26 protein-coding genes are annotated in these 24,682 nt (G+C 65.7%); 19 read left to right on the top strand and 7 right to left on the bottom strand.

From position 1 onward, the window contains the following. Nucleotide 1 precedes the first annotated feature (1 nt). From JN280_RS04295 to JN280_RS40215, 10 genes are all read left to right on the top strand, one after another. Entirely contained in the window at nucleotides 2-2,131 is a 2,130-nt protein-coding gene (locus JN280_RS04295; protein ID WP_202310271.1) for an acetate--CoA ligase family protein, read from the top strand. Continuing rightward, nucleotides 2,128-3,384: an acyl-CoA dehydrogenase family protein gene (locus JN280_RS04290; RefSeq protein WP_202310270.1), complete on the top strand. Its 1,257-nt coding sequence runs from the start codon at nucleotides 2,128-2,130 to the stop codon at nucleotides 3,382-3,384. Before JN280_RS04295 ends, JN280_RS04290 begins: the two co-directional genes overlap by 4 nt. 2 nt (nucleotides 3,385-3,386) lie before the next feature. After that, a complete protein-coding gene (locus JN280_RS04285; protein WP_202310269.1) occupies nucleotides 3,387-4,412 on the top strand; it encodes an acyl-CoA dehydrogenase family protein in 1,026 nt (341 codons plus the stop codon). Between the two features lie 12 nt (nucleotides 4,413-4,424). Continuing rightward, the gene (locus JN280_RS04280; protein ID WP_202310268.1) at nucleotides 4,425-5,180 is read left to right on the top strand and encodes an SDR family NAD(P)-dependent oxidoreductase; all 756 of its coding nucleotides are present in this window, start codon (nucleotides 4,425-4,427) and stop codon (nucleotides 5,178-5,180) included. An 8-nt stretch (nucleotides 5,181-5,188) separates the two neighbouring features. Further along, a complete protein-coding gene (locus tag JN280_RS04275; protein WP_210387832.1) occupies nucleotides 5,189-6,541 on the top strand; it encodes an SDR family NAD(P)-dependent oxidoreductase in 1,353 nt (450 codons plus the stop codon). After that, nucleotides 6,531-7,316 carry a carboxymuconolactone decarboxylase family protein gene (locus JN280_RS04270; protein ID WP_202310267.1) on the top strand — a complete coding sequence of 262 codons (786 nt, stop codon included), beginning with the start codon at nucleotides 6,531-6,533 and terminating at the stop codon, nucleotides 7,314-7,316. The genes JN280_RS04275 and JN280_RS04270 overlap by 11 nt, the downstream gene beginning before the upstream one ends. Nucleotides 7,317-7,473: 157 nt before the next feature. Beyond that, entirely contained in the window at nucleotides 7,474-7,926 is a 453-nt protein-coding gene (locus JN280_RS04265) for a tripartite tricarboxylate transporter TctB family protein (protein WP_202310266.1), read from the top strand. Between the two features lie 2 nt (nucleotides 7,927-7,928). Continuing rightward, nucleotides 7,929-9,449, top strand: coding sequence for a tripartite tricarboxylate transporter permease (locus tag JN280_RS04260; protein ID WP_202310265.1), 1,521 nt, complete (start codon nucleotides 7,929-7,931; stop codon nucleotides 9,447-9,449). A 17-nt stretch (nucleotides 9,450-9,466) separates the two neighbouring features. Beyond that, nucleotides 9,467-9,709 (top strand): hypothetical protein, encoded by a 243-nt coding sequence (locus JN280_RS40220; protein ID WP_446720810.1) that lies wholly within the window; start codon nucleotides 9,467-9,469, stop codon nucleotides 9,707-9,709. Then, the gene (locus JN280_RS40215; protein WP_446720836.1) at nucleotides 9,706-9,978 is read left to right on the top strand and encodes an enoyl-CoA hydratase-related protein; all 273 of its coding nucleotides are present in this window, start codon (nucleotides 9,706-9,708) and stop codon (nucleotides 9,976-9,978) included. Before JN280_RS40220 ends, JN280_RS40215 begins: the two co-directional genes overlap by 4 nt. Before the next feature lie 72 nt (nucleotides 9,979-10,050). On the opposite strand, the gene JN280_RS04250 is transcribed toward JN280_RS40215, so the two are convergent. Next, the gene (locus JN280_RS04250) at nucleotides 10,051-10,761 is read right to left on the bottom strand and encodes a GntR family transcriptional regulator (protein WP_244742945.1); all 711 of its coding nucleotides are present in this window, start codon (nucleotides 10,759-10,761) and stop codon (nucleotides 10,051-10,053) included. Nucleotides 10,762-10,823: 62 nt separating this feature from the next. Between JN280_RS04250 and JN280_RS04245 the strand changes: the two genes are divergently transcribed. The 4 genes from JN280_RS04245 to uxuA are packed head-to-tail and all read left to right on the top strand — an operon-like array spanning nucleotide 10,824 to nucleotide 14,887. After that, nucleotides 10,824-11,798 carry a C4-dicarboxylate TRAP transporter substrate-binding protein gene (locus JN280_RS04245; RefSeq protein WP_202310264.1) on the top strand — a complete coding sequence of 325 codons (975 nt, stop codon included), beginning with the start codon at nucleotides 10,824-10,826 and terminating at the stop codon, nucleotides 11,796-11,798. A 52-nt stretch (nucleotides 11,799-11,850) separates the two neighbouring features. Beyond that, nucleotides 11,851-12,363, top strand: coding sequence for a TRAP transporter small permease (locus tag JN280_RS04240; protein ID WP_202310263.1), 513 nt, complete (start codon nucleotides 11,851-11,853; stop codon nucleotides 12,361-12,363). A 3-nt stretch (nucleotides 12,364-12,366) separates the two neighbouring features. Next, nucleotides 12,367-13,647: a TRAP transporter large permease gene (locus JN280_RS04235; protein WP_202310262.1), complete on the top strand. Its 1,281-nt coding sequence runs from the start codon at nucleotides 12,367-12,369 to the stop codon at nucleotides 13,645-13,647. A 31-nt stretch (nucleotides 13,648-13,678) separates the two neighbouring features. After that, complete coding sequence (uxuA, locus tag JN280_RS04230) at nucleotides 13,679-14,887, top strand: mannonate dehydratase (protein ID WP_202310261.1); 1,209 nt, start codon at nucleotides 13,679-13,681, stop codon at nucleotides 14,885-14,887. Between the two features lie 97 nt (nucleotides 14,888-14,984). Here the strand turns inward: uxuA and JN280_RS04225 are convergent, their stop codons facing one another. Beyond that, nucleotides 14,985-15,452 (bottom strand): Lrp/AsnC family transcriptional regulator, encoded by a 468-nt coding sequence (locus JN280_RS04225; RefSeq protein ID WP_202314521.1) that lies wholly within the window; start codon nucleotides 15,450-15,452, stop codon nucleotides 14,985-14,987. 103 nt (nucleotides 15,453-15,555) lie between these two features. On the opposite strand from JN280_RS04225, the gene JN280_RS04220 reads away from it, so the two are divergent. The 3 genes from JN280_RS04220 (at nucleotide 15,556) to JN280_RS04210 (ending at nucleotide 18,262) form a co-directional block, all read left to right on the top strand. Then, entirely contained in the window at nucleotides 15,556-16,173 is a 618-nt protein-coding gene (locus JN280_RS04220; protein ID WP_202310260.1) for a LysE family translocator, read from the top strand. A 354-nt stretch (nucleotides 16,174-16,527) separates the two neighbouring features. Next, complete coding sequence (locus tag JN280_RS04215; RefSeq protein ID WP_202310259.1) at nucleotides 16,528-17,271, top strand: L,D-transpeptidase; 744 nt, start codon at nucleotides 16,528-16,530, stop codon at nucleotides 17,269-17,271. A gap of 160 nt (nucleotides 17,272-17,431) precedes the next feature. Beyond that, nucleotides 17,432-18,262 carry a class I SAM-dependent methyltransferase gene (locus JN280_RS04210; RefSeq protein WP_202310258.1) on the top strand — a complete coding sequence of 277 codons (831 nt, stop codon included), beginning with the start codon at nucleotides 17,432-17,434 and terminating at the stop codon, nucleotides 18,260-18,262. 23 nt (nucleotides 18,263-18,285) lie between these two features. Here JN280_RS04210 and JN280_RS04205 read toward each other — a convergent pair whose 3' ends face one another. Together JN280_RS04205 and rocF are read right to left on the bottom strand one after the other, a co-directional pair. Next, nucleotides 18,286-19,353, bottom strand: a complete 1,068-nt coding sequence (locus JN280_RS04205; protein WP_202310257.1) for an ornithine cyclodeaminase — start codon at nucleotides 19,351-19,353, stop codon at nucleotides 18,286-18,288. A gap of 1 nt (nucleotide 19,354) precedes the next feature. Beyond that, entirely contained in the window at nucleotides 19,355-20,275 is a 921-nt protein-coding gene (rocF, locus tag JN280_RS04200) for an arginase (protein ID WP_202310256.1), read from the bottom strand. 129 nt (nucleotides 20,276-20,404) lie between these two features. Between rocF and JN280_RS04195 the strand changes: the two genes are divergently transcribed. Then, nucleotides 20,405-20,842 carry an Lrp/AsnC family transcriptional regulator gene (locus tag JN280_RS04195; RefSeq protein WP_202310255.1) on the top strand — a complete coding sequence of 146 codons (438 nt, stop codon included), beginning with the start codon at nucleotides 20,405-20,407 and terminating at the stop codon, nucleotides 20,840-20,842. A gap of 99 nt (nucleotides 20,843-20,941) precedes the next feature. On the opposite strand, the gene JN280_RS04190 is transcribed toward JN280_RS04195, so the two are convergent. After that, complete coding sequence (locus JN280_RS04190) at nucleotides 20,942-21,742, bottom strand: class I SAM-dependent methyltransferase (protein WP_202310254.1); 801 nt, start codon at nucleotides 21,740-21,742, stop codon at nucleotides 20,942-20,944. Between the two features lie 411 nt (nucleotides 21,743-22,153). Between JN280_RS04190 and JN280_RS04185 the strand changes: the two genes are divergently transcribed. Then, nucleotides 22,154-22,675: a winged helix DNA-binding protein gene (locus JN280_RS04185; protein WP_202310253.1), complete on the top strand. Its 522-nt coding sequence runs from the start codon at nucleotides 22,154-22,156 to the stop codon at nucleotides 22,673-22,675. Nucleotides 22,676-22,815: 140 nt separating this feature from the next. On the opposite strand, the gene JN280_RS04180 is transcribed toward JN280_RS04185, so the two are convergent. Both JN280_RS04180 and JN280_RS04175 read right to left on the bottom strand, forming a co-directional pair. Continuing rightward, nucleotides 22,816-24,117, bottom strand: coding sequence for a TRAP transporter large permease (locus JN280_RS04180; protein WP_202310252.1), 1,302 nt, complete (start codon nucleotides 24,115-24,117; stop codon nucleotides 22,816-22,818). A 5-nt stretch (nucleotides 24,118-24,122) separates the two neighbouring features. Beyond that, a complete protein-coding gene (locus JN280_RS04175) occupies nucleotides 24,123-24,647 on the bottom strand; it encodes a TRAP transporter small permease (RefSeq protein ID WP_202310251.1) in 525 nt (174 codons plus the stop codon). Nucleotides 24,648-24,682 lie beyond the last annotated feature (35 nt).

Below are 24,682 nucleotides of genomic sequence, written 5' to 3'. Positions count from 1 at the left end.
GATGCGTTTGGGTGAAGGGCTGGACGCCGTTCTCGAGCCGCGGTCGATCGCCATCGTCGGCGCTTCGCAGGACCCGACCAAGATCGGCGGCCGGCCGGTCCAGCTTCTGCGGAAGCACGGCTATGCCGGGCCGATCTTTCCGGTGAATCCGCGCGCCGCCGAGGTGCAGGGCCTTCCCGCCTTCGCCTCGGTCGCGGACCTGCCGCAGGCCGCGGACCTCGCCGTCATCGCGGTGCCGGCCGAGGCCGCGCCCCAGGCGGTTCAGGATTGCGCGAACAGGGGCGTGCGCGCGGCCGTCGTGCTGTCGTCCGGCTTTTCCGAACTCGGGCAGAAGGGCGCGGACCTCCAGCGCCGGCTCGGCGACATCGCCGCCCGCACCGGCATCCGCCTCGTCGGCCCGAACTGCCTCGGCACGGTTGGCGTGGCGGACCGGGCGATTGCCACATTCTCGATCGTGCTCGAAAGCGAAATGCCGTCCCCCGGCCCGCTGGCGATCGTCTCGCAAAGCGGCAATCTCGGCAGCTTCACCATGCGCCTTGCCATGGAGCGCGGCATCGGCGTCAGCCGGTTCATGACGACAGGCAACGAATGCGACCTCGACATCGCCGACGGCCTCGCCTGGCTCGCCGGCGATCCGGCGACGCGCGTCATCCTGTGCTGCATGGAGACGTGCCGCGATTCCGCAAAGCTCGTCGCCGCCCTCGACGCCGCGCGCAAGGCGGGCAAGCCCGTCGTCGTCCTGAAGATCGGCTCCTCCGATGTCGGCCAGGCGGCCGCCGCCTCGCATACCGGCGCGCTGGCGGGCTCCGACGCCGTGTTCGATGCGGTCTTCGAGCGCCATGGCGCGATCCGCGTGCGCAGCATCGAGCAGTTGATGAATGTCGGCCACGCCGCGACGGTGCTCCTGCCCGGCGGCCTGCCGAAGGGCAAGCGCGTTGCGCTGATCACCGCGTCCGGCGGCTTCGGCGTCATGATGGCGGATGCCGCGAGCGCCGCGGGCCTTGCGGTTCCCCGGCTTTCCGAGGCGGCGCAACAGAGCGTCCTGTCGGTCGTGCCCTACGCATCGGCGCGCAATCCGGTCGACACGACCGCACAGGTGTCGAGCCGCCCGGAGATCATGGAAGAGGTTCTGCGGGCTGTCCTCGCCGACGAGACCTGCGATGCCGCCATGCTGCTGCTGTCGTCCTCGCTGCATCTTCCGCGCCTGCGCACGGTCTATATGGAAGCGCTGCGCAGGCTTCGCGCCGCGCTGCCCGACCGGCTCCTGATGCTGGTGGTCAAGGGGCCGGCGGACGCCGTCGAGGAACTCAACGCCATGGGCTACCCGACCGTCGACGGCATCGACGCGGCCTGCGCGACGCTCGCCTCGCTGGCGGCCATGGGGCAGGCGTCGACCGCTCCCTTGCCGTCCGAACCGGACCCGATCGACCTCCCGCAATTGCGCCCCGAGGCGCTGGCGCATGAGCACGGCGCGAAGGCCGCGCTCGCCGAGGCCGGTCTCCCGGTGCTGCGCGAGCACATGGTCGCCGATGTCGACGCGGCGGTCGCGGCCGCCAATGACGTCGGCTACCCGGTCGTCATCAAGATCGTCTCGCCCGACCTGCCGCACAAGACCGAAGTCGGCGGCGTCGTCGTCGGCATCGCCGGCGAGCCGGAAATGCACGAAGCCTATGCTTCGATGATGGCGTCCGTCCGCGCCAGGGCGCCCGGTGCGCGCCTTGAAGGCGTGCTCGTCGCGCCGATGGTCTCGGGCGGGGTCGAACTCATCCTCGGTACGAAGAACGACCCGATCTTCGGTCCCGTTGTCGTGGCCGGCATGGGCGGCATCTATGCCGAGATCATGCAGGACGTGGCGCTCAGGACCGCGCCCGTCGACCGCGCGACCGCGCTTGAAATGCTTCGTTCGCTGCGCGTCTACAAGATGCTCGACGGCGCGCGGGGCCGTCCGAAGGCCGATATCGCGGCCGCCGCCGACGCTATCGTCGCCCTGTCGCGCTTTGCCGGCCACCACCGCGACGTCATTGGCGAGATCGACGTCAATCCGCTCGTCGTGTTGCCCGAAGCCCAGGGGGCCGTCGCGCTGGATGCGCTGATCGTCGGCGTGACTTCGCACGGAAAGGAAACCACATGAACGCGCTTGCCGGCCTTGCCGTGCCGCCACTCTCCCCCTCTTCCCGGGAGGACGACTGCCGTCCTCCCCGGGAGGACGACTGCTGTCCTCCCCGGGAGGACGACTACCGTCATTCGATCCGTTCGTGGCTCAAGGCCAACTTGCCGGCGCATTTCCGCAACGATTCCACCGCCTATCGCGCGCCGACGCTCAAGGAGCAGCAGGCGTTCGAGGCGGCAATGCACAAGGCCGGCCTTGCCGGTGTGGCATGGCCCAGGGCCTATGGCGGGCAGGGGCTGACGCTTCGCGAGCATCTGGTGGTCAGCCAGGAAATCGGCGCCGTCGCCATGCCCGAAAGCGTGAACTCGATCGGCAAGGAGCTGGCGGGGCCGATCATCCAGGCGGTCGCGACGGAGGAGCAGAAGCTGCGCTTCCTGCCCGCGATCCTGGAAATGCGCGACACGTGGTGCCAGGGGTTTTCGGAGCCGGGGGCCGGTTCCGACCTCGCGGGCCTGCGCACCAGGGCCGTGCGCGAAGGCGACGAATGGGTCATCAACGGCCAGAAGATTTGGACGAGCGGCGCCTATCGCTCGCAGCGCTGCCTGCTTCTGGCGCGCACCGGCACGGTAGAGGATCGCCATCGCGGCCTCGCGCTGTTTGCGGTCGACATGAAGTCGCCGGGCATCCGGGTGAACAGGATCAGATCGATCGACGACAAGGAGAGCTTCTGCGAGGTTTTCTTCGATGACGTGCGCGTGCCGCAGGTCGATGCGCTCGGCGTGCCGGACGAGGGCTGGGCGGCTGCCGTCCGTGTCCTCTCGATCGAGCGCGCGACCAACCGCATGCACCGTTCCTGGCGCTTCGAGAACGAGCTCAACCATCTGATCGCCGTCTGTCGCGCCGATCCGGTGCTGTCGGACCTTCTGGCCGGGAGCCATTACCGCCGACGGATCGCCGCGACCGTCGCCGACATCGAAGTCCTCAAGGCCTATGTCGAAAGCGTCGTCGCCGCGATTTGCCGTGGCGAGCCGATCGGCGCGCGCGGCTCGCTCTACAAGCTCTACTGGAGCGAGGCGCATCAGCGCTTCTCCGTCCTCGCCCGCGAACTCCTGGTGCAGGCGTCCGTCGATGCGGGACCGGCCGTCGAGAACGCGATCACGCGCTTCAACGGCGTCTATCTCGCTGGCCGGGCCGAGACGATCTACGCCGGAACGACCGAAATCCAGCTCGGCATCATCGCCGACCGCATTCTCGAACTGCCCCGGGTGAAATGACCATGGCCCTTCAATTCAACGGAATGACGCCTGCGGATTTCGAGGATACCGCGCGCCGCGCGGTGGCGGCCTGCGAGGGCAAGTCGCTTGCCAGGCAGGCGGCGCTTCTCGCGGCCGATGGGCTCCTCTCCATCTGCGTGCCGGAGGCGGCCGGCGGCATGGGACTTCCAATAGGCTTCGCGCTTCCGGTCGCTGAGGCCGGCGGCCGCGCGCTTTTGCGCTTCCCCATGATCGAGACGCTGCTCGTCGCCAGCAGCCTCGCCGAAGCCCTTGAGCCGGCGGCACGCGTAGCTGCGGGCGGGGCGGTCGCCACCGTCGCGTGGAAAGGCCGCGTCGCGCGGTCGCCGGCCGGGGACCGTATCTCCTTGTCAGGCAGCGTCGGCAGCGCGCCCTTTGCCGACGGAGCCGACTTCGCTCTTCTGAGGACAGACGACGGATGCGGCGTCCTTGTCGATCTTCGCGTCGCCGGCGCCAGCGTGAGGGCCCACCGGAATTCGCTCGACGTCGTCCATCCCGAATTCACGATCGTGCTGGACAAGGTCGAAATCGGGCAGGCCGATCTGGTGTCTGCTGAAACGATGGACCGCATCGAGCGCGACGCGCTCCTGCTGCAGGCGGCCGCTACCGTCGGCTCGGCGGAGTTCTGCCTCGCCGCGGCCACGCGGCATGCGACCGACCGCAAGCAGTTCGGCAAGGCGCTGATCGGTAACCAGGCGATCCGCCACGGTCTTGCCCGCCAGAAGCTCGCGCTGGAAAGCGCCCGGGTCGCGCTTGGCCATGCCGCTGCCGGACAGGGTTCGCCGCATGCCGCCCGCATCGCGTTCCTGGCCGCCGTGACGGGCGGCGTCGCGGTCGCCGAGGGCGCGATCCAGGTCCATGGGGGAATGGGCTTCACCTGGGAGGTGCCGCTGCATTTTTACCTGCGCCATATCCGCAGCCTTGAAGCGCAGGGCGATGCGGCCGGAAATCTCGATCGGCTGGCCGAGGCTTACGTTGCAGGCATCGCGCCGGCTCTCGAAGCTGCCTGAGGAGGAGACAAGATGACCCGCTCGCTGCAAGGAAAGGTCGCGCTCGTCACCGGCGCCGGTCACGGGATCGGCCGCGCGAGCGCCAGACTGATGGCCGCGCGCGGCGCGATCGTCGCGATCAACGACCTCAAGGAAGAATTCGTCGCCGACTGCGTCGCGGATATCAAGGGGCTCGGCGGGCGCGCCGTCCCGGTCGCCGTCAATGTCGCGACGCGCGAGGGCATGCGCGAGGCCGTCGCCCGCACGCGCGAGACCGGCGGACGTTTCGACATCCTTGTCAACAATGCCGCATGGGTCCGGTATCAGGCCGTCGCCGACATCGCGCCGGAGACGGTCGACCGGATGCTAGTCATCGGCTTCAAGAGCGTGATCTGGGGCATCCAGGCGGCCGTCGAGGCGATGGACGGCAAGGGCGGCTCGATCGTCAACGTCGCCTCCACGGCCGGTCTGCGCTCGGCGGCCAATTCCGTCGTCTACAGCGGCATCAAGTCCGGCGTGATGGGCATCACGCGGGCCGCCGCCGCCGAGCTCGGCGCGCAGCGCATCCGGGTCAACGCCGTCGCCCCCTCGGCCATCCCGACCGAAGGCACCGCCAGGCATCGCTCGGCCGAGCGCGACGCAAAGCGCATCGCCGCGACGCCGCTCGGCCGGCTCGGCACGGTCGACGACATCGCGCGCGCCATCTGCTACCTTGCCAGCGACGAAAGCGATTTCATCACCGGCCAGACGCTCGCCGTCGATGGCGGCGTGACCTTCTCCAACCTTTGAGGGCCGTGATGCCGCGGGCGCGGATGTCGGGCAAGGCGGTCATCGTGACGGGCGCTGCGGCGGGCATCGGCCGGGCGACCGCCCGTCTCCTGGCGGCATGCGGCGCGCATGTCGTGCTTGCAGATCTCGACGGGGATCGCGCGGCCGAGGCGGCGGCGGAACTCGGCCCCCGCCATATCGCCTTCGCCGTCGACGTCGCCAGCAAAAGCAGCCTCGCGGCGATGTTCGCCGCCTGCCGCGAAGCGTTCGGCCGCATCGACGTTCTCGTCAACAATGCCGGGCGGACGGACCAGCGCGGACTGCCGCTGCTCGACCACGACCGGTCATCTTTCGAGGCCGTTTTGTCGGTCAATCTCTCCGGCGCGGCCATGGCGGGGCGGATGGCGCTCGCGCACATGGCAGGTGAGGAGGGCGCAGGCGAGGGGGGCGCCATCGTGAACGTCGCTTCCGGCGCGGCCTTTCGCGCCCTGCCTCTGCGCGGCAGCTACAGCGCGTCGAAGGCCGGCGTCCTCGGCCTGACGCGTGCCCTGGCCGACGAGGCGCGGGCGCATGGTGTCAGGGTCAATGCCGTCGCGCCGGGCTTCGTCCACACCGATCTCGTCGGTGCCCTCATTGCGGCCGGACGGCTCGACCCGGCCGAAGCGGCCGCCAAAATCCCGCTCGGACGCATCGGCCGGCCGGAGGAAATCGCCGAGGTCATCGCTTTCCTCGCCGGGCCGGCTGCGTCACGTGTCAGCGGCGCAATCCTTGCCGCCGACGGCGGATCGCAGGCCTTCGGCGGCAGTCGTCCTCCGGCGGCCGTCGAGGTTGCGGCGGTCGCGCCGGCCGAGGCGGCGACGACGATCGTCATCGGCGACGGCTTCGGCGAGACCTGCGCCGGCACGTTCTGGAATGACGATGCGCGTGTCGTCTGGCTTCCCTCCGACGTCGCCACCGACGGCCTCGTCTTGCGATCGGCTCTCGACGAACAGCTTCGCAGGCATGGCGGGATTGCCGCCATCGTCGATGCGTCCGGTGCGCCTGCCGGCGAGGCAGGCCTGCTGCCGGCGCTGACGAGGCGTTTCGAGGTCGCGCGCGCGGCGGGACATGTGCTTTGCGGGCAGCGCTACGGTGCGTTCGTGTCCTTCATCGACGGTGCGACCCTGGCGGGCGCCGCCGAGGCGGCCGCCTATCGCGATGCGGCGGGCATGCTCGTCAAGACGCTCGCCTGCGAATGGGCGGCGAAGGGCGTGCGCGCCAATGCCGTCGCCGGCGCGCCGGGCGAGGGGGCATGCCAGACGCTGCATTTCCTCGCCGGCCCGCAGGCCTCCTATTGCACTGGCAGCGTCGTCGAAGTCGGAGGTGAGGTCGATGTCCGATGATGATGGCCTGACACCCGACCAGTTGCGCCGCAAGGAGGCCTTCATCGCCGCGCGCGGCTACTGGCGGCCATGGACGCATGATCTTCTCGTCATCGACCCCGCTTTCCTCGAGGCCTATGGCCGCTATGCCGGCTATCCCGCTGCGCATGGTCCGCTTTCGCGCCGGATGGTCGAACTCGTCTATGTCGCGCTCGACTGCTCGGCCGCGCACATGTTCGCGCCGGGCGCCGCCCTCCACATCCGCCTCGCGCTGGAAGCCGGCGCCAGCCGGCGCGACATCTGCGACGTCCTCAAGCTTGCGACCGCGCGGGGGCTCGACGGCTGCCTTGCGGGGATGGACATCCTGTCCGGGGAACTCGGCCGCCGCGGCGCGGCATCGAGTGCCGGGCCGCTGTCGCTGGAACAGGCGGAGCTTCGAGGCCGCTACATCGCGATCCGTGGCGACTGGCCCGGACATTGCGACTATCTGTTGCGCCGCGATGCCGCCTTCTTCGCACTGATGCTCGACATGATGGCGGTCCGCGACGACGGCGAGGGGCTCTCGCCTCGGGATCAGGTGCTCATCCGTATCGCGCTCGCGGCCTGTTTCGTCGCGCTGGACCGGGAAAGCCTGCGCGCCGCGATCCGGCAGTCGCTGGCGCTGGACGCGACGCAAGACGAGATCGAGCAGGTGCTGCAACTGACCGCCCATATCGCGGTCCATGCCTGCGCGGTCGGTTTCCCGGCCATGCGCGAGGCGTGCGCCGCCTTGGACAGGAACGCCCGATCGTGTTGACCGACCGGTCAGTCATGGGGTATCTGTCCTTCGACGTCCCGGCCCGGCATTGCCAGGCCGTCTACGGCCGCCCGTCCAGTGCGGGTCCGGCTTCAGGACCTGCCGCTGCGGGAGGATTGCAGCGCCGGTCGATACAACTTCTCGGGAGGAAGTTCGAATGCGAGTGTTTGATCGCAGCATGACCGACATCGTGGCCGGTGGCGCCACGAGCCTCGTCGGCCTGTTGACCGTCTATTTCGCCTGGGAGTATCCACTGGGCACCGCCCGCGACATGGGACCCGGCTACTTCCCGACCATCGCCGGCGTGGTCCTCGCGCTTCTCGGTCTCGGCATCGTCGTCGTCGAAGGTCGCACGCCCGTCGAGGAAGACCACGATTACATCCATCCGCGCCAGCTTCTGCTGGTCCTCGGCAGCATCGCGGCCTTTGCCGCGCTGGTCGGGCCTTTCGGGCTCGGGCCGGCAACCTTCGTTGCCGTCTTCCTGGCATCGCTCGCCGACCGGTCGCCGTCGCTGCTCCTCGCCGCAATGCTTGCGGTCCTGGTGACGGCCTTCTCGCTCGCCGCTTTCGTCTACGGCCTCGGCGTCCAGATTCCCGCGATCCGGTGGTAGTGATGGATCTCTTCTCGAACATGGCGCTCGGCATGGGCGTCGCATTCTCGACGCAGGGCCTGTTCTACTGCTTCGTCGGCGTATCGCTGGGCACGCTGGTCGGCGTCCTGCCGGGGCTGGGGCCGATGGCGTCCATCGCAATGCTCCTGCCGCTGACCTATCACGTCAGTCCCGCTTTCGCGCTCATCCTGCTCGCCGGCATCTATTATGGGGCTGCCTATGGCGGGCGCATCACCTCGATCCTGCTTAATCTGGCGGGCGAGGCCTCGAGCGCCGTCACCCTCATCGACGGCTACCCTATGGCGCGGCAGGGACGGGCCGGCGTTGCGCTGTTCATCACCGCGATCGCTTCCTTCGTCGGCGGCATTGTCGGCCTGATCCTGCTCGCCGCCTTTTCGCAGCCGCTTGCCGAACTGGCGATCCGGTTCAGCGCGCAGGAATATTTCTCGCTGATGCTCCTCGGCCTCGTGGCCGCCGCGCTGCTCGCCAGCGAGTCGCCTTTCCGCGCCCTGACGATGGTCGTCTTCGGCCTCGTCCTCGGCCTCGTCGGCATCGATCTGAACAGCGGCACGGCACGCTTCACCTTTGGCGTTCCCGCGCTTTATGACGGCCTGTCCCTTGTCGCGATCGCGGTCGGCCTCTTCGGTCTGCCCGAAGTCATGGCGACCGCCGGCTCGAAGGATCGGGCACGTCCGGCGCCGGGCAGGATCACGCTGAAGTCGCTCGCGCCGACGCGCGCCGACTGGAAACAATCGCTCATGCCGATCGTGCGCGGCTCGGCGATCGGCTCCTTCTTCGGCGCATTGCCCGGAACCGGCGGCGTGACCGCATCCTTCATGTCCTACGCGGTCGAAAAGCGCGTGGCCAAGGACCCGTCGCGCTTCGGCAGGGGCGCGATCGAGGGCGTGGCCTCGCCGGAAGCGGCAAACAATTCCGCAGTTCAGACCTCGTTCATCCCAACGCTCAGCCTCGGCATTCCGGGCGATCCGGTCATGGCGCTGATGCTCGGCGTGATGATGGTGCACAACATCCTTCCCGGACCGAACTTCATCGCAGGCCAGCCGGAGCTCTTCTGGAGCCTGGTGATGAGCTTCCTGATCGGCAACATCATGCTCGTCATCCTCAACGTGCCGATGATCGGTCTTTGGGTGCGCATCCTGCTCATCCCCTACCGCGTCCTCTTTCCTGTTATCATCGCGCTGGTCTGCATCGGGGTTTACAGCGTCGCCAACCAGGTGGTGGACCTCTATGTGCTCATCGCCTTCGGCCTGCTCGGTTACATCCTGAAGCTGCTGCGCTTCCAGGTCGCGCCGCTCCTTCTGGGGCTCGTCCTCGGGCCGATGCTGGAGGAAAATATCCGCCGCGCCATGGTGATCGCCGGCGGCGACTTCTCCAGCTTCTTCACGCGTCCCCTGAGCGCCGCTTTCCTCGCCTGCATCGCCGCGATTGTCCTCTGGACCGCGATTTCGCGGTTGCGCGGACGCCATCGCGCGCTGGCGACGCCGGCCGAAGGTGCAGGCTGAGGCCGGGAGACAATCGCATGTCGGAACAGTCGAGCGTCCTTGTCACCAGTCATGGCGCCTATCGCACGATCGCGCTGAACCGTCCGGACAAGCTCAACGCCTTCACCAGGGCGCTGCATGGCGAGTTGCCCGCCGCGTTGCAGGCAGGCGGCGGAGGCCGACAACGCCTGTCGCGCCGTCCTTCTGACGGGCGCTGGGCGGGCCTTCTGTGCCGGGCAGGACCTGACGGAGCGCGTCTTCGTCGACGGCGTCGAGCCTGACCTGTCGGAGAATTTGCGGGAGCTACAATCCGCTGATCAGCTTCATTCGCAATTCGCGCCTTCCCGTCGTCGCCGCCGTCAACGGCGTTGCGGCCGGCGCGGGCGCGAGCCTCGCCTTTGCCTGCGATATCGTCATCGCCGCAGCGCCCGGAGATGCCATCGCCCCCGAGAGATTTCCGGAACGGGCGTCGCGATCAACACGGTCCTCTGGCAAGAGATTGGCGGCGAACCGACGAACGCCGCCGATGTCGAGATCCACGCTTCGCTGAAGTACCTCCGGGCCTTCTCTCGCGAATTCCGAGAAGGCCGGCATCGTGCCGCCGGCAGGTTCTGCGTGGCTCTCAGTCAGCGAAATAGGCGGGATGTCGCGCCGCCAGCTTGGGCAGCGACAGCAGGATTTCGGACAGGTGCTGTCGCATCGTCGTTTCCGCCTCCTGCGGCGAGCGACTGGCCAGGGCGGCGACGATGTTCCGATGCTGCTCGATGATGGTCTCCAGGGGCGTTGCCTCCGGCAGCGACAGATAGCGTACCCGATCCATCTGCGCCTTCAGCCCTTCGAGCACCCGCCAGGCATCCTCGCAATCGGCACTGCGGGCGATTGCCTGGTGAAATTTCTCGTCCAGCCGCAGGAACGCGGCGTTGTCGCCATTGACGGCTACTGCGCGTTGCTCGGCGATCAACGCCTCCAGCGCGGCAATGTCCGCATCGGTAGCTTCCACTGCCGCCTTCCTGGCGATGGCGACCTCGATTGCCTCGCGCAGGAATCGGGCGTTGCCCACTTCGCGCATGGAGATCATCCGGACGAAGGTGCCGCGCTGTGGCCGGATCTCCACCAGCCCCGTTTCCGCGAGCTTGATGAAGGCTTCACGAACCGGCTGCCGGGATACGCCGAGCTGCCGGGCGATCTCCGCCTCGGACAAGGGGTTTCCGGGGCGAAACTGGAGCTGGATGATCGCCGCTCGCACGCTCTCGAAGACGCGGCCTCCCATCGTCTGCTGCCGAAGGCGCCGGCCATCCTGTTCCAGTGCGGAAAGTGAGAAATCGACGGTCATGTTGACAATTCTATACTACCATACTAGCCTACATGAAAGATGCATTGGTCTGGGAGGAACACATGCAACACGTCTCGCTGAAGGCATTGGTGCCTGTGGCATTGCTGGCCCTGACGTGGCCGGCGCTGGGTGCCGACCACACTCTGAGCATCAACACCGCCCTTACCACCGACGACCCGCTCTACAAAGGGCTCGAGAGCTTCCGCGACGCCGTCGCTGAACGATCCAAAGGGGCGATCGAGGTCAAGCTGTTCCCCAATTCGCAGCTTGGCCCGGATGAGGACGTGCTGGAGCAAGCCAGGGCCGGCGCGCCGGTGGCCGTGGTTGTGGATGGTGGCCGGCTTGCAGTCTTCCAGAAGGAGTTCGGCGTGCTCGGCGCGCCTTATCTCGCCTCGGGCTACGACGGGGTCCGCAAGGTCGTTACCTCGCCGCTGTTCGAGGAGTGGGTCAAGAAACTTCATGACGGTTCCGGCCTGCAGGTGCTCTCCTTCAACTGGTGGCAGGGCGAGCGGCAATTATGGACCAAGACCCCGGTTAATTCGCCGGCCGACTTGAAGGGCGTGCGCATGCGCACGATCGGTTCTCCGGTCTGGCTCGAGACAATCGGGGCCATGGGCGCGACCCCGACTCCGATGCCCTATGCCGAAGTCTACTCGGGCCTGCAGCAGAATGTAATCGACGCGGTGGAGGCGCAATTGCCCGCCGGACAGGGGTCAAAGCTCTTCGAGGTCACCAAGTTCGTGACCAAGACGCATCATATCAATCTCATAACCGGGCTTGTCACCAGCGGCGCCTGGTTCGACGCCCTGCCGACGGACATGCAGGCGATGTTGCGTGAGGAGGGCCTGAAGGCAGGTGACGTCGCCTCGCGCGGGACCGGCGATTCCCTCGCGAAGATCGAGCAGCAGCTCAGGAATGAAGGCATGACCGTGAACGAAATCGATGTGCGGCCCTTCGAGGAGGCTACCGCCGGAGTTTACGACAAGTTGGGGTACGGTGAGCTTCGCGCGGAACTGCAGAAGATCGTCGGGCAATAATCATCGGGATCCATGCGACCAGGTTGAAACGTCCGTGCCGAGAATGGCCGAAATGCTCAATCGTCTCGCCAGACTGGAATTCGTTGTCGGGGCCTGTCTGCTGACCGCGATCGTTGTTCTCGTGTTCGTCGCCGTGATCATGCGCTTCTTCGACCGGCCTCTCATCTGGTCGGTCGATGTCGCGCAACTGCTTTTCATCTGGCTGTGTTTCGTGGGCGCGACGCGGGCGATGCGGGAGAAAGGTCACATCGGCATCGAACTGTTCACACGCCATCTCGGCCACCGCCGACGCTTCGCGCTGGAGATGCTGCTTTCCGTCGTCATTCTCGTCTTCCTCGCCTTCCTCGCCGTCGAAGGATGCAGGCTCACCTTGTTCAACCGGCAGCGCCTGTTCGGTGACAGCGGGCTCTCCTATGCCTGGGTCACCGCGGCCGTCCCCGTCGGCTCCGTCATGCTCGGCATCGCGCTGGCCTCGAACATGGTGAAGGCATGGCGTTCTCGCGCGCAGGGTGCGCTGGTCTATTCGCGCACCGGCGGCGAAGCCGCTCCGGCGTCGGAACTCTGAGCCATGGTTCTCATCACGCTGGTCTTCTTCGTCCTTATGTTCCTGGGAATGCCCGTGGCTTTCGCCATCGGTATTTCGGGATTCATCTTCTTCGTGACCGATTCGACCATGCCGATGTCGATCGGCGTCCAGAAGATAGCGACGATGAGCCAGAGCTTTCCACTCCTGGCGGTTCCGTTCTTCGTGTTTGCCGGCCACCTGATGAACGAGAGCGGCATCACCGCGAGGCTGTTCCGTTTTTCGTCGGTAGCCGTCGGCTGGATGTCGGGTGGGCTGGCCCAGGTCGCGATCGTCCTGTCGACCGTGATGGGGGGCGTTTCCGGTTCGGCCGTCGCCGACGCGGCGATGGAGGCCCGCATTCTCGGTCCCTCCATGATATCGCATGGTTATGCGAGGGGATTCTCGGCGGCGGCCATCGCCGTCGGATCGCTCATCACGGCCACCATCCCTCCGTCGATCGGCCTCATCCTCTACGGCTATGTCGGCAATGTCTCGATCGGGCGGCTTTTCCTTGCCGGTATCGTTCCGGGACTCCTGATGATGTGCGTGCTCATGGCCACGACCTATGTGATCGCCAGGCGCCGCAACTACGTGGTCGCCAATACAGAACGACCAACGACGAAGGCTCTCGTTTCGGCGGTGTGGGGCGCGAAATGGGCTCTGCTTTTCCCGGTAGCGCTTGTCTTTGCCATTAGAGGAGGCGTGTTCACGCCGTCGGAGGTCGGCTCACTGGCTGTCGTCTACGCCGTGGCGGTCGGCTTTCTCGCACATCGTGAACTGGACTGGTCGAAGATGTGCCGTGCCTTCGAACATGCGATCTCCGATATCGGGCTCATCACGATCATCATCCTGATGTCGGGCATGGTGGGGTTTGCCATCATCTATATGCAAGTGCCTCAAGGCATCTCGCATTGGATGCTCAACGGCATCAGCAATCCGCAGATGATCGTCGCGGCCATTCTGCTTTTCCTGCTCGTCGCCGGCTGCTTCGTGGAAAGCACCGTCCTTGTTCTGCTCCTGACGCCGATCTTCGTTCCCATCGTCGCGCAGGCAGGCGTGGATCCCGTGCATTTCGGCATCCTCATGATGAGCATCGTAACGCTCGGCGGCATGACGCCCCCGGTCGGCGTGGCCATGTTCGCCGTCTGCTCGCTCATGGATGTCAGGATCGAGGACTACACCCGGGAGGCGGTGCCCTTCGTCGCCGCGGTGGTGGGCCTCATCTTCGCGCTGCTTTTCCTGCCGGGCCTGGTTCTGTGGCTCCCAGATCTGGCGTTTGGCTGACGATACGGCGAGCGGGATTCGGAGAAGCACAATGCGTCATTGCTGGCGATGGTTCGGGCCGGTGGACAAGGTGACCTTGTCCGACGCCCGTCAGGCTGGTGCGGTGGGCATCGTCTCAGCGCTGCATCATGTGCCGCCGGGCGCGGTGTGGCAGCCAGCGGAGATCGAGAAGCGGCAGCGCGAGGTCGCGATGCTTCCCGAGGGGGTGCCAAGCGGCCTCCGATGGGAAGTGGTCGAGAGCTTGCCGGTCTCGGAAGCGATCAAGACACAGGCCCGCAACTGGCGCGAACACGTTGCCAACTACCGCATCTCGCTCGAAAACCTTGCCCGGGCCGGCCTGTCGACTATCTGCTACAACTTCATGCCCGTGCTCGACTGGACGCGCACCGACCTCGCATGGCGCGTGCCGCATGGCGGGACCACCATGCGTTTCGACTTGGTCGACTTTGCAGCGTTCGACCTGCACATCCTGAAGCGCACTGGCGCAGCCGGGCACTACCGCGCCGACATGGTCGAAGCCGCGGACGCCCGCTTCGCCGCCATGGACGACAGCCGGCGAGCCAGGCTGGCCGCCAGCGTCAACGCGGGCTTGCCGGGATCGGCCGAGGACAATTCGTTGGACGGGCTCATTCGGCGGCTTGATCTCTACAGGGGGATAGACGCGGCCAGGCTTCGCCGGCATCTCATCGATTTTCTGGCCGAGGTCGTCCCGGTCGCCGAGCGGCTCGGCCTTCGGCTCTGCTGCCACCCCGACGACCCGCCCTTCCCACTGCTCGGCCTGCCGCGGATCATGTCGACGGAGGCGGACTACACCCACGTGCTGAGGGAGGTGGACAGTCCGGCCAACGGCGTCACCTTGTGCAGCGGCTCGCTTGGCGCGCGCCCCGACAACGACCTTCCCGGCATGATCGAGCGATTTGGCTCGCGCCTTCACTTTGTGCATTTGCGAAACGTGACGCGCGAGACGCCGGACTGGCCCTGTTCCTTCCACGAGGCCGAGCATCTTTCCGGCGATGCCGATATGGTGGCGCTTGTTGCCGCGCTGTTGAACGAAGAGGCACGCCGCCGCGCGCACGGCCGTGCCGACTGGGAGATACCGATGCGGCCCGATCACGGTCAGGATATACTCGACGACCTGAAACGCGGGGCGCAGCCCGGCTATCCTGCCATCGGCCGGCTGAAGGGCCTGGCCGAATTGCGCGGTGTCGAATGCGCAGTGGCAGCCATCGGCACTCGATGAGATCTGCGACCGCTCTCATTGGCTTGAAGGGGTGTCCCGGGTGCGTTCAGTTAAATGCTGCGTGAGGCATGGGCACGTATGATTGATGCCCTTGGCCTCACCGCAGCGGCAGGGCGTGGCTCTGCTTGACGGTTTCGCTCGGCACGTCGGTCTTGACGTTCTGGATGCCGTTGACCCTGGTGAGATGAGCGGCCTGAAAACGGCGATAGTCCTCCAGGTCGGCCACGACCACGCGCAGCAGCGCATCGCTCTCGCCGAGCATGATGTAGCATTCCACCACCTGCTCGAGCTTGCGCATGGCGGCGATGAAGCGATCGATCGTCTCGGCGTCCTGCGCCGTCAGCCAGACGCGGGCGAACATGGTGAGTCCCAGTCCGACCCTTTGCTGATTGAGCACCGCGACATAGCGGTCGATGACGCCGGCCTCCTCCAGCAGTTTCACGCGGCGCAGGCAGGGCGACGGTGACAGGCCCACCTCCCTGGCGAGGTCGATATTGGAAATGCGCCCGTTCCGCTGCAGCGCGCGCAGGATGCGCTTGTCGATGTCGTCGAGCATCATTGGCAGAATATTCCACGAATTGCCTGATTACGGCACGTTGTGCTGGATATTGGGTGTTGGCTGGCATCTTCGCAACAACATTGCGCGTCGCCGGGCCTAGCCTCGGAAAATGGAGATCTCGCACGCGCTCCTCTTCGTCGCAACCGTGCTGCCGCTGATCTGCACGCCGGGGCCCGACATGCTGTTCATCGCCTCGCAAGCCTTGTCCGGCGGGGCGGCGGCCGGGCTGCGCGCCACGGGAGGCGTCTGCCTGGGCTACGTCGTCCATTCGCTGCTCGTCGCGGCAGGCGTGGCCGCGATCATCTCCGCCTCGCCCGTCCTCTTCGAGGCGCTGCGCTGGTTCGGCGTCGCCTATCTCGCCTGGCTTGCCCTGCAGCTCATCCGCGCCGCGCTGCGCCCGGGCGGGCTCGACCTGCCGCGCGCCGATACCGGTGGTCAGCTCGGCCGCGGCTTCCTGACCGCCTTCCTCAATCCGAAGGGCATGATGATCTACTTCGCCATCCTGCCGCAGTTCATCGACCACGCCGCCCCGGTTGGTCCGCAGGCGCTGGTGCTGTCGGCGATTTTCGTCGCCCTGTGCGGCCTCGTCTACGCCGTGCTCAGCTTCATGCTCGGAGCCCTGCGGCAACGCGGCGGCTTCGGCGATCGCCGCCGCCGCGTCGTCGAGGGCACGGCCGGAGCCCTGCTTGTCCTCGCGGCGGGACGGCTCGCCATGGGAACGCGCTGATACGCGCCGGCATTGCCACGTGCGATCACTTCTTGCTGACCCGCCCGTGACGGGCATTGACTCCGGGGACGGAAGATCGGATTTTCCGACTGCCAACGTCAGGTTGCCGAATCGTGCCCGCCCGTCCCGTCGGTGCGGGTTTTTTCTTGCCTGTGCGTTGACGTCGTGGATTCGCCTTGGTCCTGTTAAAATCCAGTACTTAACAGGACGCGGCGGATTGCACCGGAACATGGCGACAAGGCGTCTCGACGGCAATAGTCTGTGCCGCGGCGCGATTCCCGATCGGCGGGAGGTTCGAGGAACCTGCCGACGCTCGGCGCGTTGCTTGGAGTCGTAACACTGGCAGAGGGTCAGATGAGGGAATTCAACCGCCGCAGGCTTCTGACGATCGCTGCGGCCGGCGCTGCTTCGGCGGCGCTTACCGCCTGCTCGAGCGTTCGGCCCCGGGCCTATGCGCAGATGCCGGAGCCTCTGCCTCCGCTCGCGCCGGCCATGCCTGCCTTCGGCGACCCCGCGCTGATCTATTCGGCGGTGGTCGACGAGGGCTACAACATCCCGGCCATCCCGTATCAGAGCGTCGATCCGCAGTTCTACAGGCAGGTGGTGCCCGACCCTACCGGCGAGCAGCCGGGAACAGTCGTCATCGATACGAGCGCCCATTTCCTCTATCTGGTCGGCAATCTCGGCGAGGCGATCCGCTACGGCGTCGGCCTCGGCCGGCAGGGCTTCGAATGGTCCGGCCGCGGCGTCATCGAATGGAAGCAGAAATGGCCGCGCTGGTTCCCGCCCGACGACATGATCGCGCGCCAGCCCGAACTGGCGAAATACCGCGCACGCCAGATTCCCGGCAAGAACGAATGGGAAGGCGGCATGGAGCCCGGCATCATGAACCCGCTCGGCGCCCGTGCGCTCTATATCTTCCAGGATGGCAAGGACACGCTCTATCGGCTCCACGGCTCGCCGGAATGGCAGTCGATCGGCAAATCGGTGTCATCGGGCTGCGTCCGCTTCATCAACCAGGATATCATCGACCTCTATGAGCGTGTGCCCGACGGCACGCCGATCGTCGTCACCGGCGGCCTGCCGTCCCTCGCCTAGTTCGAAGCCTGCCTGTTTTTCCGCAAGGCCGATCGACGCGCGAACACGCTGCACCGTCCGATATGGTCAAGAATCGGCATCCCGCCGACATCGACTTTCTGATATGCTAGGATGATAGAGATGGCAGCCTCGTGAGGTCTGCCGACGGCGGACGATGACGATGTCCGAGCTACGCGAGACATGGGAAGCGGCAGCGTCCGGTTGGGCGAAATGGGAGCATGTATTAGCAACGGGGCTCTCCAACGCCACTGAGGTGCTGATCGAAAGGGCCGGTATCCGGCCGGGCATGCGGGTTCTTGATCTGGCCTGCGGCGCCGGCAGCCAGAGTATCCAGGCGGCGAAGCGCGTGGGCCCGGACGGCAGGGTCGTGGCCAGTGACATATCGGCCGCCATGCTGGACCATGTGCGCCGAAACGCTGCTCTCGCAGGCCTGCAGAATATTGAAACGCTGGAATCTGCGGCGGAGGACCTGGCAAAGCCGGAGGCGTCCTTCGACGCGTCGATCTGCCGGTTGGGACTGATGCTCTTCCCATCGCCGCGCAAGGCACTGGAAGCTGTCCGGCGTGTTTTGAAGCCGGGCGCGCGTTTTTCGGCGCTGGTGTTCACGACGCCGGCCGGCAATCCCGTCATGGCGCAGCCGATGGCGATCCTGCTGCGCCATGCTGGCAAGTCGCCTCCCGCGCCCGGGCAGCCCGGATTATTCGCGTTGGGAGGCGAGGGCGTCTTGGAGCGCTTGATGACTGAAAATGGCTTTGGGGATGTGACAATGGAGGTCGTCCGGGCATCGCTTGTCGTGCCGAGCGCGTCCGATGCCTTGCAGTTTCTGCAGGAAGCCGCCGGCGCCTACCGGGCGGTGGTGGCTGACCTCGACGATGCAGACAGATCCAAGGCGTGGAGCGAGGTCTATGAATGCCTGAAGCAGTTTGAAGCCGGTGGCAGCTTCGCGACCGAGCTCGAGCTGCTCATCGGGTCGGGCGCCAGGCCGAGCTAGATCGTGATCGCGTTCCGGGCACTTCAGCCGATCGCCATGGCGGCCTCTTGCTTCGCCGCTTCCCGCAAAAGCATGCCGAAGAGATCGCGCGGCTCGTCGGGATCGGCGAGCAGGTCGAGCTCCTCGTAGAAGGGAAACGCCTTCAGCTGGTCGCGCACATAGCGCAGCGCCGAGAAATCCTCGATGGCGAAGCCGACGGAATCGAACAGCGTGATCTGGCGCGGGTCCGTGCGGCCGGGTGCCGCGCCCGCCAGCACCTGCCACAGCTCCGTCACCGGATGATCCGGGTCGAGCTGCTGGATCTCGCCTTCGATCCGCGTCTGGGGCGTATATTCCACGAAGATGCCGGAGCGCAGAAGGATGTCGCGATGCAGTTCCGTCTTGCCCGGGCAGTCGCCGCCCACCGCATTGATGTGCACGCCCGTGCCGACCATGTTGTCGGTCAGGATCGTGGCATATTGCTTGTCGGCGGTGACCGTGGTGATGATCTCGGCGCCCTCGACGGCCTCCTGGCCGGTGCCGCAGATGGTGATGTCGAAGCCCATGCCTTCGAGGTTCTTCGCACAGCGGCGCGAGGCCGCCGGGTCGATGTCGTAGAGGCGCAGCTTGTTTGCCCCGACGATGGCCTTGAAGGCGATAGCCTGGAACTCCGACTGCGCGCCGTTGCCGATCAGCGCCATCGTGTCGGCGCCGTCGGGCGCGAGCACCCGCGCCGCCATCGCCGAGGTCGCGGCGGTGCGCAGCGCCGTCAGGATCGTCATCTCGGTGAGCAGCATCGGATAGCCCGAGCCGACATCGGACAGCACGCCGAACGCAGTCACCGTCTGCAGGCCTTCGCGTGTGTTCTTGGGATGGCCGTTGACATATTTGAAGCCATAGAGCCGGCCGTCGCTGGTCGGCATCAGCTCGATCACCCCTTCCTGGCTGTGCGAGGCGACGCGCGGCGTCTTGTCGAACAGCTCCCAGCGCCGGAAATCCTCTTCGACATAGGTCGCGAGCTCGACCAGGAAACGCTCGACGCCGATGGCGAGCACGAGCTTCATCATGCTGTCGACGCTGATGAAGGGCACGATGTTGAGCTTGGCGGTCATTTCAGTAACTCCGGGTCGGGCGGTCCATGATGCGGCGGCCCATCAAGCTCGCAGTCAGGTCGACCATGAGGGTAGCGGTCCGGCCGCGTTCGTCCAGGAAGGGGTTGAGCTCGACCAGGTCGAGGCTGGTGACGAGGCCGGAATCGTGGAGCATCTCCATCGTCAGATGCGCTTCCCGGAAGGTCGCGCCGCCAGGCACCGTGGTGCCGACCGCCGGCGCGATCGACGGGTCGAGGAAGTCGACGTCGAGGCTGACATGCAGCATGCCCCTCACTGCAGCCACGCGCTCAAGGAAGGCGCGCAGCAACGGGGCGATGCCATGTTCGTCTATCGCGCGCATGTCGTGCACCGTCACGCCGGCCTCGGTCAGGGCAAGGCGCTCCGCCGGGTCGACACTGCGCAGCCCGAGCGTGCAGATACGCGTGGGGTCCACCGGCGCCGGCAGTTCCGGGAAATAGCCGGCGAAGCCCGGCCGGCCGCTGGCATAAGCGAGCGGCACGCCGTGGAGATTGCCGCTCGCCGTCGTGTCGAGCGTGTGGAAATCGGGATGGGCGTCGAGCCAGAGCACGAAGAGCGGCCGGCTCTGCTCCCCGGCCCGGCGGGCGACGCCCGACAGCGTTCCGGCCGAGATCGAATGGTCGCCGCCGAGGAAGATCGGCATGGCGCCGGCGCTGGCGCGGTAGGCGGCTTTGGCGATCGCCGTCGTCCAGGCCGCGATCTCCGGCAGCGCCTTCAACGCCTCGTTGGCATGGGGAAGCGGCTGGGCCGGCTCCGGGTGGACGGTGCCCAGATCCTCGACTTCATGGCCAAGCTCCCGCAGCGTTGCGACAAGCCCGGCGGTTCTCAGCGCGCTCGGCCCCATTTCGCATCCCATGCGGCCGGCTCCGTCCTGGACCGGCGCTCCCAAAATCCTGCAGTGCATCTGTCGCTCTCGTCAAAGGGTAGACGACATTGAACGAGGCTTGGCCGGCGAATTGAAGAGCCTGAAATGATAGATTTGGCATGACATTTGCGCGAAACGGCAGCAAGATCGAGCGGATTGGAAACTCCGATGGACGAACTGGACAAACGTCTTGTCACCTTGCTGCGCCACCAGGGCCGGCGCAGCATCTCCGACCTCGCGGCGGATCTCGGCGTATCGCGCGCCACGGTGCGGGCGCGCATGGAGCGGCTGGAGAAATCCGGCGACATCGTCGGCTACACCGTGGTGCTGCGTGCCGACGCGCTCGACCAGGCGGTTCGCGGCATCATGCTGATCGAGATCGAGGGCCATGCCGCCGACCGCGTGATCCGCGCTCTCGGCGGCTTCTCGGAGGTGGCCGAGATTCACACCACCAACGGCCGCTGGGACATCGTGGTCGAACTCGGCACTTCGACGCTGACCGATTTCGATTCCGTCCTGCGCCGGATCCGGCTCATTCCGGGCATTACCGGCAGCGAGACCAACCTTCTGCTGGCCACCCCGCGCAGCACGCGGGCGAGGCTCTGAGGAGGTTTCGGAGAAATTGTTCCGCGGCTTTCCGACAAGGTCCTGCGGCAAGAGAAGAGGCCAGGCAGGTGAAGCGTGGGCGAAGCCACGCAAACCTGCTCAGGGCACCACGCCCCGGCATGCCCAGGCCACCGATGCGAAGGAGCGCGGGCCATCCGGCCTGCCGGCCTCGTAGGCAGCCCTCACCGCGGCATCGGTTTCCGCCTTCTGCGCCGGATTGAGCGTGGCGACATATTTGCCGAGCGGCCCTTCGCCCGCGGCGATGGGTTCCCAGAAGTCGTCGAAGGATTTGTAGTTCATGCGGATCAGCAGCGAGGCCTCTTCCACCTCGGTCAGGCCGTTCTTCACGAAGCTCTTCTTCATCTCGCCCGGCTGCATCATCGGCTGGAAGCAATAGCGGCTGCGCAACTCGCGGGCGTTCTCGTCGAGCACCGCCATCGTATCGAGCGCCATGCGCATGACGGGCATGCCGCCGATATGGTCCCAGACCGCGGCGGCCACCACGCCGCCGGGTCGCACGACCCGCCGCATTTCACCGATGGCCTTCCCGGCTTCGGGCACGAAATGCAGGACGAGCAACGACATGGCGCGGTCGAAACGGCCGTCGTCGAACGGCAGTGCGCAGGCATCCGCCTCCTGGATGGTGATGCGCCGGTTCTTGTTGCGCTTCCTGGCCGCCGCGACGAATACGGGCGAATAGTCGATCGCGACGATCTCGGCGAGGTCGGCCGCCTTCGGCAGGGCGAAGGTGAGGCTGCCCGTGCCGCAGCCGACGTCGATGACGCGCTCGCCGTCCGCCAGACCCGCGAAGTCGATCAGCAGCGGCGCGAGCGTCCGGCTCCAGCGGCCCATGAGCTGCTCGTAGCCGGCTGCGTTCTGGACGTTGAAGCTTGACGGCATCGGAGCCTCCGCGAGCCAAGGAAACCCGCATGCTACCGCATCGGGCCGCGGGACGGTACGTCATCGGAAAGCCGGATGGGTCGGCAAAAAGCGGTAGCGCATCCCTGCAACCAGCGATACGGGCACGCCCGCTCGCCTCGCTTGGGGAGTGCTTGTTTCTGCAACTTTGCCAACAGCTTGCCCTCCGTCCACTTCAGGATGGCGCCCGGTTGACCGTAAGCAGCGCGTCGATCTCGTCGCGCTTGGGGCTTGGCGCAGCAGAATCTGCTCGATCCGCATCCGCAGGGCCTCTGCCGCCCGCAGACGTAAAACGTCCGTTCTGACGCTACGCCGATAAATCGCCAGCGAAATGTTGCAATCAATCGTCGCTTTTGCGATGAACGGGCGATGTCAAGGAGAGCGGAGTTCGACATGACAAACAGTGAACGCCCCCGAAACATGATCGTGTCATCCAGACATCTGGCATCGGAAGATGGCTGGCAAGCTTCTGAATTCGAGTACGGCCTGATCATCGCCTACAACGGATTCGCCCGCTGGGTCAGCCGTTGCATGGCAACTGCCGGCGAACAGAGCCTCACCGTTCTCGAGATACTGATCCTGCATCATGTCAACCACCGGGCGCGCCAGAAGAGGCTGAACGACATCTGCTTTCTTCTGAACATCGAGGATACTCACACTGTCAATTATGCGCTGAAGAAATTGCAGAAAGCTGGTCTGATCGCGGGGGAGAAGGTGGGCAAGGAGATCTTTTACCGCGTTACGCCGGTGGGCGAATCGCTTTGCGAAAAATATCGGGAAATCCGCGAAGAATGCCTGATCGACAGCATCAAACATCTGGACAACGATCCCCAGACGCTGAGTGAAACCGCGGCAATCTTGAGAATGATGTCGGGAATCTATGACCAGGCATCGAGAGCTGCCAGCTCCATTTGAGGGGCGCCGGCTGCCATCACCGCCCTATCCAGACGGTCGATGAAATCGATCGTTGAAGCGCGACCGCGTGGCCCGCGCCCGTTGGCGAAAGCCGGCGGCACGGAAGGCCTGCGCCGGTGGTTGAGGCCTTTGGTACTGGTTCAGTTGCCCATCAGTCCCGGCAGGTAGGTGACAACGCCGGGAAACAGCGTGATCAGGACGACGGCTACCAGCAACAGGAGGAAGAACGGGAACGCAGATCGCGCGATGCGCAGGATGTCATATCCCGTGAGGCCCTGGATCACGAACAGGTTGAAGCCGACAGGTGGCGTAATCTGCGACATCTCGACGACGATGACCAGATAGATCCCGAACCAGAGTGGATCTATGCCCGCCGCCTGCACCATCGGCATGATGATCGAGGTGGTGAGGACGACGACCGAGATGCCGTCGAGAAAGCAGCCGAGCACCACGAAGAACACCGTCAGTGCGGCAAGCAACGCGTAGGGCGAAAGCCCGAGCGAACCGATCCACTCGGCAAGCTGACGCGGGATACCGGTGAAGCCCATCGACACGGAAAGAAATGCCGCGCCGACCAGAATGAACGCGATCATGCAGGATGTGACGGTTGCACCCATCAGGCTTTCACGGAACATGTTCCACGACAGCGATCCGTTGAAGGCTGACAGAACAAGCGACAATACGACACCGACAGCAGCGGCATCCGTCGGCGAGGCGATGCCAATGTAGATGGATCCGATCACGCCTGCGATGAGCAGCATGACAGGGATCAGGCGGCGTGAGGCTTTCAGCTTCTCGACGAGGCTCACCTTTTCGCGATCGGCCGGAATGGCGTTGGGCCGAAGCAGCGCATAGGCGGTGACATAGGCAATGAACAACCCCACCAGCATCATGCCGGGAAGCACCCCGGCGATAAACAGCCGGGCAATCGACTGCTCCGTCGCAACCCCATAGACGATCAGGATGATCGATGGCGGGATGAGCAGGCCGAGCGTTGCGGAGCCGGCAAGCGAACCGATGACGAGGCCCTCGGGATAGCCGCGCCTGGTCAACTCCGGCACGGACAATTTGCCGATGGTTGCGGCTGTGGCGGCCGATGATCCGGAAACGGCGGCAAAGATCGCGCAGCCGAAGACATTCACATGAAGCAGGCGGCCGGGGAGGCTATGCAACCAGGGCGCAAGGCCGGAGAACATATCTTCGGACAGGCGCGAGCGAAGCAGGATCTCCCCCATCAGAATGAACATGGGCAAGGCGGCCAGCGCCCAGGCCGTGCTGTTTCCCCAAAGGGTCGTGGCCAGGATCGGTCCGATCGGAGCCGAAGACATCATCGACATTCCGAGGCCTCCGACGATGATGAGCGAGAAGGCGACCCAGGTTCCTGCGCCAAGCAGAGCGATGAGTACGATGAAGAGAACGGAAATGGCGGCGAAATCGGACATGGCCGTCACTCCGTCGACGCGTTTTCGATCACCGGGCGCCGAGCCCGGATCGTCTGGACGAGAAGGTCGACCAGTGCCACGGCAAAGATCACAAGACCGAGCAGCATGACCGCCTGCGGGACAAACAGCGGTATCGCGACGATACCCGAAGATACGTCCCCGAATTCCCACGAATCCATGGTCAGCTTAGCCATATAGCGCGCGGCAAAGATGGCTGTGGCCGCGCATATCGCGAGAACGAAGATCTCCAGCCCGAACCGGACGCGGTCTCCGGTGACCCCGGTCAGTAAGGTGACACGGATATGCCCACCCTTTTGCAGCGTATACGACAGCGCCAGAAAAGACGAAGCCGCAAGAAAATAACCTGCAAAATCGGCATAGGACGGGATGGTGGGGGACAGCCCGAATATCCCGATCTTTGCAATGACGTTAAGGACGACCTGCGTACAGACGAGCAGGCAAATCATGCAGATAAACATCGCGGCCAGACCGCCGCTGATCGAATACAACGCGTCGAGTGTCCGTCGCATGTTTCCGGCCCCTGAGATGAGCGGGCCGGCTCTTC

This window comes from Mesorhizobium sp. L-8-10 (genome assembly GCF_016756635.1).
GTDB lineage: Bacteria > Pseudomonadota > Alphaproteobacteria > Rhizobiales > Rhizobiaceae.
Note: the sequence above shows the minus strand (reverse complement) of the source record. Positions and strands in the feature narration are given on the sequence as shown.